The organism is Afipia broomeae ATCC 49717 (genome assembly GCF_000314675.2).
In the GTDB taxonomy this organism is placed as follows: Bacteria; Pseudomonadota; Alphaproteobacteria; order Rhizobiales; family Xanthobacteraceae; genus Afipia; species Afipia broomeae.
Genome location: NZ_KB375282.1, coordinates 448955 through 461617, shown reverse-complemented (window position 1 = coordinate 461617; position 12663 = coordinate 448955). Strand labels below are relative to the sequence as shown.

The following is a 12663-nucleotide window of genomic DNA, read 5'->3' as shown; positions in this document are numbered from 1 at the left end:
TTTCTGGTTCATCGTAGCCGCAAGGAGCGAAGATGAAACAGAAATCCGGGCCGGATAAAGCGCCGGCAGAACAAGTTCTCAAGAACATTCGGCGTCAGACACGCCGGCAGTACTCGGCGGAAGAGAAGATCCGCATCGTGCTGGAGGGGCTGCGCGGCGAGGAGAACATCTCGGAGCTTTGCCGCCGTGAAGGCATCGCCGCCTCGATGTATTACGGCTGGTCGAAGGAGTTCCTCGAGGCCGGCAAGCGCCGGCTGGCGGGCGACACGGCCCGCGCCGCAACGTCCGGAGAGGTGAAGGACCTTCGTCGTGAGGCCACCGCCTTGAAGGAGGTCGTGGCCGATCTCACCCTGGAGAATCGCCTGCTTAAAAAAAGCATGAGCGGGGATGGGGAGGACGACGCATGAGGTATTCTGCATCCGAGAAGGCCGAGATCATCCAGCTGGTCGAGCAATCACATCTGCCGGCCAAGCGCACACTGGACAAACTCGGCATCCCGCGCGCCACTTTTTATCGTTGGTATGACCGATACCGTGAGGGTGGGCCTGAGGCGCTGGATGACCGCCGTTCACGACCAGATCGTGTCTGGAACCGGATCCCGGACGATGTCCGCCGCCAGATCCTCGACCTGGCGCTGGATCTTCCAGAACTGTCGCCGCGAGAGCTGGCCGTACGATTCACCGACGAGAGGAAGTATTTTGTCTCGGAGGCGTCGGTCTATCGGCTGCTGAAGGCGCATGATCTCATCACCAGCCCAGCCTATGTGGTGATCAAGGCGGCGAACGAGTTCAAGGACAAGACCACAGCTATCAACCAGCTTTGGCAGACGGACTTCACTTACCTCAAGATCACCGGCTGGGGATGGTACTATCTCTCGACCGTGCTTGACGACTTCTCGCGCTACATCGTGGCCTGGAAGCTCTGTGCCACCATGTGCGCCGAGGACGTTACTGCCACGCTCGACCTAGCGCTCGCGGCCTCGGGCCTTGATCACGTCACCGTCGTGCACAGGCCACGGCTTCTCTCAGACAATGGCTCATCTTATGTGGCGGGCGATCTGGCCAAGTGGCTCGAGGCCAAGGGCATGGAGCATGTGCGCGGGGCACCGTATCATCCCCAAACTCAGGGAAAGATCGAGCGTTGGCACCAGACCTTGAAGAACCGCATTCTGCTCGACAACTACTACCTGCCCGGCGATCTCGAACGGCAGATTGACGCCTTCGTCGAACACTACAACCACGTCCGCTATCATGAGAGCATCAACAATCTGACCCCGGCCGACGTCTACTTCGGCAGGGCCGAGACAATCCTCACCGAGCGAGAACGCATCAAGCGAGCAACCATCGCAAACCGACGCTTGCAGCATCAGCTGCAGGCCGCTTAAACTCTAACCCTGATGAGCCAGAGCCTCTCTTCGCAAAACGCCTGAGCAGTCTCAAATTATCTGCCGACGGACAGCTTGCGGTTCTCCTCCTCCAGCGCCTTCAGCTTCCGAGCTTCGGAGATTTCCATGCCGCCGTAGCGCGAGCGCCACTTGTAGAAGGTCGCATCGCTGATGCCGTGCTTCCGGCACAGATCGCTCGCCGAAACCCCGGCGGCATGCTCCTTCAAGACCTTGATAATCTGCTCTTCCGTGAACCTGCTTTTACGCATCCTCTGTCTCCTCGGTGGAGAACAGAAATCCTAACTCAAAATCGCGGGCGTTTCAGGGGTGCAGGTCATTCCAGTATTCAGATACATGGCAGTTAGTCATCAATACCGGGACCACCATCGTTACGTTCCTCATGGTTTTCTTGATCCAGAATTCTCAAAATCGGGACAGTGCTGCGATTCAGGTGAAACTGGACGAGCTCATTCGGGCTAGCGCTGCGCGTAATTCCTTCGTGGGAATTGAGCATCTTACAGACGAAGAAATCGAAAAGATCCGCCACTTGTGCGAAAATCGCGCAAAAGCCGAAAGGGTGGCCGACAGATCCGTCTCGTACGCCGCACAAAAGGCTCAGCGGGCCGCTGACGAAGCTGTTGAATAAAAACCGAAAATATTTCGACTTCGTCGCTGGTAAGCACTTCTTCACTGGTAAGCACCCCTTCGCTGGAACCCCGTAATCGCGCCGAAGTTTACTGCGGCTAGTGAAGACACAGGGAGAGGACTATGCCAGGACAATCAAAGACCCTTGAGGACCTTTTTCTCGAAAATCTCAAAGACATATACTACGCGGAGCGCAAGATCCTCGTGGCACTTCCCAAAATGGCCAAGGCCGTCAATTCCGACGATTTGCGTGCAGCGTTCGAAAAGCACGTTGCTGAAACTGAAGGACAGGTGAAACGACTTCAGCAAGTGTTCAAAATGCTGAAGCAGCAGCCAAAGGGAAAGACCTGTCCTGCCATCCTCGGCCTCGTCGAAGAAGGGGAAGAGGTTATGGAAGATTTCGAGGACTCGACAGCTTTGGACGCGGGACTTTTGTCTGGCGCTCAGGCGGTCGAGCACTACGAAATTGCCCGTTATGGCACCCTTGTATCTTGGGCACAGCAGCTTGGTATGGAGGACGCAGCGAAGCTGCTGCAGCAGACATTGGACGAGGAAAAGAAAACCGACGCCGCATTAAGCAAATTGGCTGGCTCTGTTATTAATCAGAAAGCCGCATGAACGGTCTGTCGCTTGAGCTCGGATCGGGCGGTCAAACCCAATCCGAGCAAAAAGTGGCAATGATCTTGCGGGGCCGATAGGTCGTCAGCACTTTAAAGAACTCTGGAATATTGTGACCTTTAAATCTGAAGGCGAAATCGGCGACTGTTTCTGAGCGGTGGTTCGTGGGTATCGCCGCGTTCGGCATCGCGCTGTTAGCCGCGACTCTCATCTACTGCTTCTGGTTCATGTATTAGGGCAACAGATGCAGCACCACACGAGTCGAAGCTGGACGCCTGAGCAGCTTGAAAGGTCGAAGGCGCTTGTAGAGTCAGGAGCCTCGCTATTTGGAATCGCAGCAGCACCTAAGCGATCGTTACACTCTGTTCGAAATGCCGCTCGGAAAGCACGCGTCAAGATTCAGACTACTCGCGAATTCGCGTGCAAATCAAAGAGAAGGAAAGCAACGCATAAGAGGCTCATATGGAGCGTTCAAGTATTGAAGACAAATGGAAACGACTGGCCGAGCAGACTCGCGCCGAAGCTGAGAAACTTCCAGCAGGGCGTGCTAAAGACGCAATGCTAAAGAAAGCGCGGCAGCTTGATACGGCATGTGAGATGGAAAGTTGGATTTCGTCGCCGGGCCTTAAGCCGCCTACTGACTTAATAAGGCTAAAAAGCTCCCGCCGCAGCACTTCGGAACGATAACTCGTCCAGAGAATTGGCTCCGTGGATAAAGTGATTGGGACGACCATGGCAGACAATGATTCCAACCGAGCAGCGCAAAACCCCGATTCTTCGCCCACTCGGGTAAACGAGAAGGAGCGAGTTCAGCAAAAGCAAGGTGGGCACCACATGCCGCCTCGCCCAGAGGATGGACCTCCGCTCGACGATACCGATAGAAGCACCGACAAAATTATCGAGCCGGTCGCGCAAGAACGTCGACTGGGAAAGAGGCACCTTCTCGGCAACGAGAAGTAATCATTGGACGCCAAAGCCGCGCAGTCCATTGCGATACTCCACGGCAATAGGCGTTAGATTAGTAATTTTGGCGGTTGGAGTTCGGCGGAACGGCTCACAGCTTGGCGCTTTGGTTGCGAAAGGCGACTTGGAGAGCTCCAGATGATCATGGTGGATATACTGACAGTCCGAGAAGTTCTGAAATTGATGGCTATCGATGCTCCGGGTTCACCGCACACCAAGGCGGACAACGATGACACAACGAAGCCGGGAACCGATCGCGTTTTGCCGCGCTCTGGGATAACGCACCCCGAGCTCTGTGACGTAAAGGGTGGGGCAGAAAAAGGTTCCAATTCCTACAAGCAGCAAACGACCGGGCTGATCATACCGAACGAGTTGACGTGAGGCTCGACTTGGCCGCCAAGCGACGGCCTAACGACGTGGCGCCAGTTGAGATTGCGCCGGCCGAGCCGGTGACGATCTCTGAAAGCACGACGATCTATCGTCTATTTCCAGCTTTCGAGGGCGCTGGCATTCAACGCGCGGCTTTTATAGCTGCGAACACCGAGCAAGACGCTCGATTGTTCGCAGTTCGGAATGACCCGTTCGGCGTCGATTGGACGGACACGCTGCAATTCAAATGCGAGTGCGACACAACGGAGGAGCTTCACGCTATTGGCGATGTTTGGTTTGTGTCGCGCGCCCGAAGCGGATAGCGAGCCCGCCCCTCTCGTAAGGGAATCTTGGTTTCCGCTATCTGCCTCTAATCACTTGCTCTGCTGTAACTTGCGCGGCCTGGCCATCTTAAACGGGGAAGGCCATAAAGTCGTTTCCGTTTACTCAGAGGAACCGGGAACTTAATCGTTCCATACTCCTTGTCGTGAAAACGGAGGTGCATGATGGCGAACGAGAACGACGGCAAGCCGTGGAGTGATGACGATCTTCAGCAACTGAAAGTCATGATTACCGAGAACACCCTAACGGGCCTAATCGCCATGAAACTCAGACGGACGGACGACGCTGTCTGAGACAAAGTAAAGGCGGAAGGGACTTCAGAGGCGACAGAACGGAAATATAATCGGGAATCCATCCTTATTCCCGCTCCTCATCCTGGTACTTTCGTGGCTTGCCCTTATACGTGTTCCTAGGTTTGACGATGAAGCAGTTCCCCCCAAAAGGTAATGAGCCCTCACCGATCATTCTCGTGCTCGCGGCGACCGTCCCTCTAATCGCGTTTGCGATCTGGTTCTTGTATGGCTGAAACGCATAAACATCCGACAAGCCGAACCTGGACCGATGAGCAGATTGCGCGCCTGCGTAATCTGGTGGCTGAGGGTGCCACGCCGTTTCTTGCAGCCGCTAAGCTAAAGCGGTCGAGGATCGCTGTTCTAGCCCAGGCCCGCCGCCTTGGCTTAAAGCTTCGAACAGTCAAAGAAGTACCTCGCGCCGAACCAAGATCGAGGATCTGACGGCTCACCGATAATCCCTTGAAAACGTAATGACGCATTGGCAGGATGGACCCGGAGGCTGTCATGGGTCAGAAAGCTCATTGCTCAAAGTTGTCCGTCGGCAGATAATTTGAGACTGCTCAGGCGTTTTGCGAAGAGAGGCTCTGGCTCATCAGGGTTAGAGTTTAAGCGGCCTGCAGCTGATGCTGCAAGCGTCGGTTTGCGATGGTTGCTCGCTTGATGCGTTCTCGCTCGGTGAGGATTGTCTCGGCCCTGCCGAAGTAGACGTCGGCCGGGGTCAGATTGTTGATGCTCTCATGATAGCGGACGTGGTTGTAGTGTTCGACGAAGGCGTCAATCTGCCGTTCGAGATCGCCGGGCAGGTAGTAGTTGTCGAGCAGAATGCGGTTCTTCAAGGTCTGGTGCCAACGCTCGATCTTTCCCTGAGTTTGGGGATGATACGGTGCCCCGCGCACATGCTCCATGCCCTTGGCCTCGAGCCACTTGGCCAGATCGCCCGCCACATAAGATGAGCCATTGTCTGAGAGAAGCCGTGGCCTGTGCACGACGGTGACGTGATCAAGGCCCGAGGCCGCGAGCGCTAGGTCGAGCGTGGCAGTAACGTCCTCGGCGCACATGGTGGCACAGAGCTTCCAGGCCACGATGTAGCGCGAGAAGTCGTCAAGCACGGTCGAGAGATAGTACCATCCCCAGCCGGTGATCTTGAGGTAAGTGAAGTCCGTCTGCCAAAGCTGGTTGATAGCTGTGGTCTTGTCCTTGAACTCGTTCGCCGCCTTGATCACCACATAGGCTGGGCTGGTGATGAGATCATGCGCCTTCAGCAGCCGATAGACCGACGCCTCCGAGACAAAATACTTCCTCTCGTCGGTGAATCGTACGGCCAGCTCTCGCGGCGACAGTTCTGGAAGATCCAGCGCCAGGTCGAGGATCTGGCGGCGGACATCGTCCGGGATCCGGTTCCAGACACGATCTGGTCGTGAACGGCGGTCATCCAGCGCCTCAGGCCCACCCTCACGGTATCGGTCATACCAACGATAAAAAGTGGCGCGCGGGATGCCGAGTTTGTCCAGTGTGCGCTTGGCCGGCAGATGTGATTGCTCGACCAGCTGGATGATCTCGGCCTTCTCGGATGCAGAATACCTCATGCGTCGTCCTCCCCATCCCCGCTCATGCTTTTTTTAAGCAGGCGATTCTCCAGGGTGAGATCGGCCACGACCTCCTTCAAGGCGGTGGCCTCACGACGAAGGTCCTTCACCTCTCCGGACGTTGCGGCGCGGGCCGTGTCGCCCGCCAGCCGGCGCTTGCCGGCCTCGAGGAACTCCTTCGACCAGCCGTAATACATCGAGGCGGCGATGCCTTCACGGCGGCAAAGCTCCGAGATGTTCTCCTCGCCGCGCAGCCCCTCCAGCACGATGCGGATCTTCTCTTCCGCCGAGTACTGCCGGCGTGTCTGACGCCGAATGTTCTTGAGAACTTGTTCTGCCGGCGCTTTATCCGGCCCGGATTTCTGTTTCATCTTCGCTCCTTGCGGCTACGATGAACCAGAAATCCTCCCTTCGGGAAGACCCTCAGTTTGTCTCAGGGGTGCTGACGGGGAACACGGCTGGCGTTGGCGCATTGCTGCGATCACCGTTCCTCCAGCCACCGGAAGACCCAGACCCAGAAAAGAAAAAGCCGCGCCGCCCCGAAGGATGACACGGGCCAGTTTAGGGAGATCACACCGAAGAGTGCTTAACGCGGTCCTGCATTTCTTACGCAGGTTCCCTCGATCCCTGAAAGCGCGGCCTGACATTGGGCATAGGATTGATAGTTGCAATCCCCGGGTCCCTCTGCCGTCCGAAGGCAATAGGCATAGCCGCCGGCTTGTCCCGTCGTTACACGCTCACGCTTCGCTGATTTCTCGGCCAGCGCACCGGTCGTTGCCAATGAGAGAAGGCATATTGCTCCGATAACCGGCTTCATCTTGTGTTCCCTGTCGTTGTCATCGAGCGCTTAACGAGAGCGCCAATGTACTGTTCCAGGACACGGAAAAAACTCGCTGCATCCATCAAGGAAGCGGCGGCAAATCTATAGGGCGAGCTTCCTCGGGTCTCTGACGCCGGCCGGCGCTATCCTACAAAAAGCGATCGGTACCAGGAACACGCACTGCATTTTCGGCTTTTGCGATGTGACCCCGCCGAAGGTTATTCTTTAATGCTGCAATCGGATGAAAGCGAACGGCGAACCAATCTTCACAAATCACGGACCTTACAGACCAATACGGCACCGACGAAGAATAGTCCTACAACGTTTGCGAGCGTTATGACCCAGTCTTTCTGAATGACCCCGTACACGATCCAAAGCGACAATCCGGAAGAGAGGACAATGAGCATTCTGAGCGAGATGTCTTCAGTAGAGCCGCGCGGCAAGGCCTTTCGAAGTTGCGGAATGTAAGAAAGGCTCGTCAAGGCCGCGGCAAGAAGGCCGATAATCGAAGCGAGATTATCCATCGCTCTCTAACAAGAGATAACCTTACTCGTTCCGCTTCAATTACGTGGGATGTCGCACCATTGTAGCGGCTCTCTTAGACGCCTTGGCATCCTAGCCGTACGGCAATTTGGATTAGCTTAGGCCATTTGTTTGGAATGATAAGGGAAACAAGGGATAAAGCGGTAAGCACCGGCGGCGGTAATCTTCCCGTTCGACTCATCCCCGTAGTAAGAAGTAGTTCAGAATACCAAACGCCTATTTGCGAGGGCGGGCAGGATTGCCGCCCATCGCCGCACCTGACGGAACGTCGCGCGTGACGACGCTGCCGGCCCCGATGATCGCATCGTCGCCTATCATCACGCCAGGTAGGATGATCGCTCCGCTGCCGATCCAGACATTTGATCCGATTACCACAGGACGACCGAACTCAGGCTAGCAGAGCGGTAACAGCGAAAGAAATGTGAGTTCCGTTCGCAAGTTCGCTTATGGCCGCGCCATTCTTTTACCGACTTCCGCCTAGTAATCCCCGTAGTGTTAGCGGGATCCTTCGTGTCCGCTTCGATCCCATCTTCATTGAATTTTGCGATGCAGGACTAGTGGTGAGCAAACAATCCGCACAGCGAAATGCGATAGCCGCAGCTGCTATCGGCCTTGCTGACGCCAATACGACGGAAAAAGCGCAACATCATACATTCCATAATCGCTCATTCCGCGAATCTCACCTTCGCTTGGGCTTGAACGCTTAGTTGCAGCGCTTAACCCGAATTATCATCAATTGCCAAGTATGAACGCTGACGCTTATCAATGTCGCGATAGTTCTTTTCATACCAGTGGATTGATGTCTCGGCATGCTCCTGCATCCGAGGTGACCAAACCAGCGCGTTCCTCTTCGCCCACCTCCAGGCAGCTCTTTCGCGCACTAATACACGAAGACTGTTCTGATGTGGTCCCAGCACATGGCCAAGTTCATGCAGCGCGACCGCGTAGCTCAACACTGATTTGATTGGCGCAATATAAATTTCTTCGCTCACTCGTACCGAGTACGAGCGGCTCAACCTCTTCAAAGTAGGATGAATAACAATCTGATTTTCATCAGCAATCAATTGGACGTGTTTATCCATTTCGCCAACAGTTAAAAACATATGAAGCGGCCTCCTTGCCACTCATCGACCGACAAATTTGCTAAGATCGACTAAGCGACGATTGGGTTACCGCTTTTTCCTCCCCTTCCGAAGCGTAGCGGGCGGCTTTTCGTTTGCTTTTGGAACAATCAGCAAATCGGCGATTGGAACCTCTAAGGCACCGGCCAGTCTCTCCAAAGTCTCGGCTGTCGGATTTTCAATCCCACGCTCGATTCGTCCGACATAGGACCGGTCCACACCGGCGTCGACGGCCAGCGCCTCCTGCGACAGACCGCGCTTAACCCGCAGTTTTCGGACATTCCAGGCCACAAGCGCTGTCGCTTTCATAAGCGAAACAAACGACTTGGCGGCCCATTAAAACACGCACTATAATGTCCCTATTAGAGATTTGGGGCAGTTGTGCGCATTCGTATTCATCGCGGGACGAACGAAATCGGCGGGACCTGCGTCGAACTGGCGGCAGGCGGTGGCCGGATTCTATTGGATCTGGGATTGCCACTGGATGGCGACGGGGACGAGGTCAGCATTCATCCGTCAATAGACGGACTCGCTGGCGGCGAGGATTTGCTAGCTCTGATTCTGTCTCATGGTCATATCGATCACTGGGGGCTGGCCCACCTCGCCGGCCCTGAGTTGCCGGTCGCGCTTGGCGCTGCAACACACCGCATTTTGCAGGCGGCAGCCCCGTTCGTTCCCAGACCGTATGTGCCTGCCACGCCCATCGAGTTCACAAGCGGTACACCACTGGAGTTTGGTCCGTTTCGGGTGACTCCGCATCTGGTCGACCATTCCGCTTATGATGCCTACGCCCTTGAGGTGGAAGCTGACGGCCAACGCCTGTTCTATTCCGGGGATATCCGGGCTCATGGCCGCAAAGCGGCACTGTTCGAACGCCTTGTGGCCGACCCTCCACGATCCATCGACGTAATGCTGATGGAAGGGTCGAGCTTTGGTCGCCTGAGCCCCGACCACGTCTTTCCGACCGAGACAGACGTCGAGCAGCGCCTGGTTGACCTGTTTCAGGCAACAGACGGTCTGGCGCTGGTCGCAGCCTCGGCGCAAAACATTGATCGCATGGTCAGCCTGTATCGGGCCTGCAAGCGCACCGGGCGAACGCTGATCATCGATCTTTATGCCGCCGAGATTCTTCGTGCGACAGAGAACGCCAACATTCCCCAGTCGGATTGGCAGAATGTCGCGGTGTACGTCCCCCAGTATCAGCGCATCCAGATCAAGCGCAGCGGCCGCTTTGACTTGCTTGATCCTCACAAGACCAATCGTATTTTCGTGGAGCGACTTGAGGATCTGGCGCCTTGGGCAGCGATGCTCTTCCGACCGGCAATGCTGCGCGACCTCGATCATGCCAATTGCCTCTCCGGTGCACGCGCCATCTGGTCGCAATGGGACGGTTATCTCAAACAGGAGCGCGGCCTTGCCCTCCTTGCCGAACTTAAGACACGAGGAATCCCCCTCGACCACGCCCATACATCCGGCCATGCCAGCATTCCCGATCTGAAACGATTGGCCGAGGCTATCCAGCCAAAGATGCTCGTGCCGATCCATACCTACGAGCCGGAGCAGTTTCCGGCACATTTCCAAGCCGTCAGTCTCAAAAACGATGGCGAATGGTGGGACGTTCCAACATGACCATCCAACAGACGTCATCTGGCCACGGCGTGAGTAAGGCCTTCCTCGATGCACTCGACGCTCTTGCTCAAAAACCGTCGTGGTGGCGCGATGTCCTTCTGCGGGACGATGTGTTCATCGCGGTGCGAGCGAACTCACTCAACGTCTATCATCGTGGCGCCTCGATCTTCCGGATCGACGACGGCGGCGATGGACGGATCCTTCCATGGACCCACACCAAATACCTAATCCGCCAACAGCAGGTACTGGCCCAGCTTCATGAAGACGGACGTTTTGAACCTTCCGATATCGGTTGGTCCCAATACGCCGGTCCATCGACATTATCGGACATGATCCGCTCGGCCACCGATCTGGCCGGCGCTGAAAAAAGCGGGTTGCATCCCTTGATCATGGGCAGCTCAAAGGTCATCGACGTCGAACTGTCGCTGCTGCGGGCAAGTTCTTCAGTTGATGAAAGTCTGCCGGACACTAATGTCCCTTCGACAGACGCCTCGTCAATTGACCGGTCCCAAGACCGTCTGGACGTTGTGACCGTCGAAAATCGTGATGGCACGCCGTTCATCGTTTTCCATGAGGCCAAGCATTTCAGCAATCCTGCGCTGAGGGCCAAAGGTGAACCTGCCGTTCTGGCTCAGATCGTTCGATACCAAGCGACCCTCAGGCGACATGAAGAGGCACTGCGACAGCGCTACGTCGCCGTCTGCCAGGCGCTGATCCGTATACAAGCCATGCGGGCTGCGGCTCGCGCCGCTGTTCCGGGCAGCAGGCTTCCGCTCGAGCTCACCCCCCTGATCGCCGCCATCGCCTCAGGCAAGGTCCGGGCCCAGATAGATCCTGATCCCCGGCTCATTGTATTCGGCTTCGATGGCGATCAGCGCGACGGGCGCTGGGAACGGGACGCCAAGCGTCTGCGAGAATATCAGCCAACCCTCAAGATTCGGGCGATCGGCAATACCCGATCCGCCCGGGACTTCTTCTGATGTTGCGGTGTCCGGCCTCAAAATGCGGCTTTCGGGAGACACTCAGCATTTCTTTGCAAAACCCCGCAATTCCTCGGGGCCTCACTTGAATCTAAGGGGCACGGGCTGTCCGTGCCGTTAACTGGGATTCTGCATGAAGGTTATTGCCTATTACCGCGTCCGGCCAAGCGAACCGGCCTATTCCGATATTGCACTGCAAGAACAACGTGAAACCATCAAAACCTGGATCAAAGGCCGTCAGGCCATCGTTCAGGCCGAATATATTGAACCCGAGACTGACGGTTTCTCCCGCCCGCAATTGCGGCAAGCTATGGAGGACTGCAAACAGTCCGGCGCCACGCTGCTGATTGCGCGCACGGAAGCCATCGGTAGCGGCGCGGAGTTTTCTCCTCGGATTTCCAGCATTCCGGTTGCGTTTGCGCCAGAGCCCTCACGTGAGCGCGGCTATGTCACCCTGACACCGGAGAAGGCGCCGCCGGATCTAACCCTGTACTTTCCGGACTTCCGAAGCCTGCGCATCATGCCGGTTTATCTGTGTAATGGGACCGACGCGCCTATTCACGACATCGCCGTCAGGACGATCGGCATCACAACGAAGTTTACCGTGCCAGCCCCGGTCGCTGATGAGACCGGCCCTGCCTCCGAGCAGCCCCTCTCGACGACGCCAACCGCATTCTCGCTCGACCTGCTGGATACGCGACATGCCGCGGTGGTCGATCGTTACGATCCAATGTTCGACAGCGATTTCGTTACAGCCTTCGAGATCACATTCCTTGACCAGCACGAACAGAGGCACCGGCTGACGGCATCCCTCCGCACCGCACCTCTGTCATCGGCATATGTCGCTCTGAAGAAATAACCAAGCACCTCACGAAGACTCGACGCACGTCCTTCAAAAAGGCGGTGGCGAACGATGCCGCATGCCCATCACCTGCCCTCCTCAAAATCACACATAAAGGGAGCCACCTATGACAACGTCATTCTCAAAATCAAACCTTATGACCGGTATCGCCTTCGCAGCCCTGTTCGGGGTCGTCATCGTCACGCTGCGGCTGGCGACAGGCAGCTTTGGCGGCGCCAGCGGCATCCCCGAATGCAACAGCAACACCACCCGCGACATGCTGCAGGATGCCTTCAAGAATGCGCCGCAAGCCGCACTCGGCCTGAAGCTGCTCAAGATCGGTGACATGTCCGTCGTCGGGAAAGACCTGCTCGATGAGAACAATGAAGTCCGGCACCGCGTTTGCGTCGCCGACGTCTTTACCAACTTCGGACGAAAGCCGGTGTATTTCAACATGTCTTTTGCCGATGCCGAAAAGAAACAAATCTATCTCGAAGCTCCCATGCTGCCGTTCTGATGACCAACAGGG

At 56.3% G+C, this 12663-nt stretch carries 14 protein-coding genes and 3 pseudogenes; 10 read left to right on the top strand and 7 right to left on the bottom strand.

Annotated elements, in window-relative coordinates:
* Positions 1-32 precede the first annotated feature (32 nt).
* A protein-coding gene (locus HMPREF9695_RS02245; protein ID WP_085947357.1) for an IS3 family transposase occupies positions 33-1384 on the top strand; the annotation gives its coding sequence in 2 pieces (ribosomal slippage) (positions 33-369 and positions 369-1384; 1353 coding nt in all).
* A gap of 71 nt (positions 1385-1455) precedes the next feature.
* Here HMPREF9695_RS02245 and HMPREF9695_RS02240 read toward each other — a convergent pair.
* A pseudogene (locus HMPREF9695_RS02240) lies at positions 1456-1653 on the bottom strand (transposase); the annotation flags it as partial.
* 68 nt (positions 1654-1721) lie between these two features.
* On the opposite strand from HMPREF9695_RS02240, the pseudogene HMPREF9695_RS02235 reads away from it, so the two are divergent.
* The 5 genes and pseudogenes from HMPREF9695_RS02235 to HMPREF9695_RS27065 all read left to right on the top strand — a co-directional run.
* Positions 1722-2030 (top strand): annotated as a pseudogene (locus HMPREF9695_RS02235) (low affinity iron permease family protein); the annotation flags it as partial.
* Between the two features lie 122 nt (positions 2031-2152).
* Positions 2153-2647 (top strand): YciE/YciF ferroxidase family protein, encoded by a 495-nt coding sequence (locus HMPREF9695_RS02230; protein WP_006019149.1) that lies wholly within the window; start codon positions 2153-2155, stop codon positions 2645-2647.
* Positions 2648-3748: 1101 nt separating this feature from the next.
* The gene (locus tag HMPREF9695_RS02225; RefSeq protein WP_006019147.1) at positions 3749-3991 is read left to right on the top strand and encodes a hypothetical protein; all 243 of its coding nucleotides are present in this window, start codon (positions 3749-3751) and stop codon (positions 3989-3991) included.
* A gap of 8 nt (positions 3992-3999) precedes the next feature.
* Positions 4000-4302: a hypothetical protein gene (locus tag HMPREF9695_RS02220; RefSeq protein WP_167540037.1), complete on the top strand. Its 303-nt coding sequence runs from the start codon at positions 4000-4002 to the stop codon at positions 4300-4302.
* Positions 4303-4485: 183 nt separating this feature from the next.
* The gene (locus tag HMPREF9695_RS27065) at positions 4486-4614 is read left to right on the top strand and encodes a hypothetical protein (protein ID WP_006019146.1); all 129 of its coding nucleotides are present in this window, start codon (positions 4486-4488) and stop codon (positions 4612-4614) included.
* 605 nt (positions 4615-5219) lie between these two features.
* On the opposite strand, the gene HMPREF9695_RS02210 is transcribed toward HMPREF9695_RS27065, so the two are convergent.
* From HMPREF9695_RS02210 to HMPREF9695_RS02190, 6 genes and pseudogenes are all read right to left on the bottom strand, one after another.
* Positions 5220-6571 (bottom strand): IS3 family transposase gene (locus HMPREF9695_RS02210; protein ID WP_085947357.1). Its coding sequence is split into 2 segments (ribosomal slippage): positions 5220-6235 and positions 6235-6571, totalling 1353 coding nucleotides; the frame shifts between segments, so codons are not numbered across the junction.
* Positions 6572-6786: 215 nt separating this feature from the next.
* Positions 6787-7017 carry a DUF3551 domain-containing protein gene (locus tag HMPREF9695_RS25430; protein WP_083875143.1) on the bottom strand — a complete coding sequence of 77 codons (231 nt, stop codon included), beginning with the start codon at positions 7015-7017 and terminating at the stop codon, positions 6787-6789.
* Between the two features lie 269 nt (positions 7018-7286).
* Positions 7287-7544 carry a SemiSWEET family sugar transporter gene (locus tag HMPREF9695_RS02200; protein ID WP_006019142.1) on the bottom strand — a complete coding sequence of 86 codons (258 nt, stop codon included), beginning with the start codon at positions 7542-7544 and terminating at the stop codon, positions 7287-7289.
* Between the two features lie 235 nt (positions 7545-7779).
* Positions 7780-7935: pseudogene (locus HMPREF9695_RS25425) on the bottom strand (DapH/DapD/GlmU-related protein); the annotation flags it as partial.
* 344 nt (positions 7936-8279) lie between these two features.
* The gene (locus HMPREF9695_RS02195) at positions 8280-8666 is read right to left on the bottom strand and encodes a hypothetical protein (protein ID WP_006019141.1); all 387 of its coding nucleotides are present in this window, start codon (positions 8664-8666) and stop codon (positions 8280-8282) included.
* Between the two features lie 66 nt (positions 8667-8732).
* On the bottom strand, positions 8733-8993 hold the full coding sequence (locus HMPREF9695_RS02190) for a helix-turn-helix domain-containing protein (protein ID WP_006019140.1): 261 nt from the start codon (positions 8991-8993) through the stop codon (positions 8733-8735).
* A 72-nt stretch (positions 8994-9065) separates the two neighbouring features.
* On the opposite strand from HMPREF9695_RS02190, the gene HMPREF9695_RS02185 reads away from it, so the two are divergent.
* From HMPREF9695_RS02185 to HMPREF9695_RS02170, 4 genes are all read left to right on the top strand, one after another.
* The gene (locus HMPREF9695_RS02185) at positions 9066-10313 is read left to right on the top strand and encodes an MBL fold metallo-hydrolase (RefSeq protein ID WP_006019139.1); all 1248 of its coding nucleotides are present in this window, start codon (positions 9066-9068) and stop codon (positions 10311-10313) included.
* Entirely contained in the window at positions 10310-11293 is a 984-nt protein-coding gene (locus HMPREF9695_RS02180; RefSeq protein ID WP_006019138.1) for a hypothetical protein, read from the top strand. The genes HMPREF9695_RS02185 and HMPREF9695_RS02180 overlap by 4 nt, the downstream gene beginning before the upstream one ends.
* A gap of 133 nt (positions 11294-11426) precedes the next feature.
* A complete protein-coding gene (locus tag HMPREF9695_RS02175) occupies positions 11427-12152 on the top strand; it encodes a recombinase family protein (protein WP_006019137.1) in 726 nt (241 codons plus the stop codon).
* 109 nt (positions 12153-12261) lie between these two features.
* A complete protein-coding gene (locus tag HMPREF9695_RS02170) occupies positions 12262-12651 on the top strand; it encodes a hypothetical protein (RefSeq protein WP_006019136.1) in 390 nt (129 codons plus the stop codon).
* Positions 12652-12663 lie beyond the last annotated feature (12 nt).

What these genes read in the sequence shown, in the direction of transcription:
- HMPREF9695_RS27065 (WP_006019146.1), top strand. Translation starts at nt 4,486, where the DNA reads ATGGCGAACGAGAACGACGGCAAGCCGTGGAGTGATGACGATCTTCAG.
- HMPREF9695_RS02180 (WP_006019138.1), top strand. Translation starts at nt 10,310, where the DNA reads ATGACCATCCAACAGACGTCATCTGGCCACGGCGTGAGTAAGGCCTTC.
- HMPREF9695_RS02175 (WP_006019137.1), top strand. Translation starts at nt 11,427, where the DNA reads ATGAAGGTTATTGCCTATTACCGCGTCCGGCCAAGCGAACCGGCCTAT.
- HMPREF9695_RS02230 (WP_006019149.1), top strand. Translation starts at nt 2,153, where the DNA reads ATGCCAGGACAATCAAAGACCCTTGAGGACCTTTTTCTCGAAAATCTC.
- HMPREF9695_RS02195 (WP_006019141.1), bottom strand. Translation starts at nt 8,666, where the DNA reads ATGTTTTTAACTGTTGGCGAAATGGATAAACACGTCCAATTGATTGCT.
- HMPREF9695_RS02200 (WP_006019142.1), bottom strand. Translation starts at nt 7,544, where the DNA reads ATGGATAATCTCGCTTCGATTATCGGCCTTCTTGCCGCGGCCTTGACG.
- HMPREF9695_RS02190 (WP_006019140.1), bottom strand. Translation starts at nt 8,993, where the DNA reads ATGAAAGCGACAGCGCTTGTGGCCTGGAATGTCCGAAAACTGCGGGTT.
- HMPREF9695_RS02225 (WP_006019147.1), top strand. Translation starts at nt 3,749, where the DNA reads ATGATCATGGTGGATATACTGACAGTCCGAGAAGTTCTGAAATTGATG.
- HMPREF9695_RS25430 (WP_083875143.1), bottom strand. Translation starts at nt 7,017, where the DNA reads ATGAAGCCGGTTATCGGAGCAATATGCCTTCTCTCATTGGCAACGACC.
- HMPREF9695_RS02170 (WP_006019136.1), top strand. Translation starts at nt 12,262, where the DNA reads ATGACAACGTCATTCTCAAAATCAAACCTTATGACCGGTATCGCCTTC.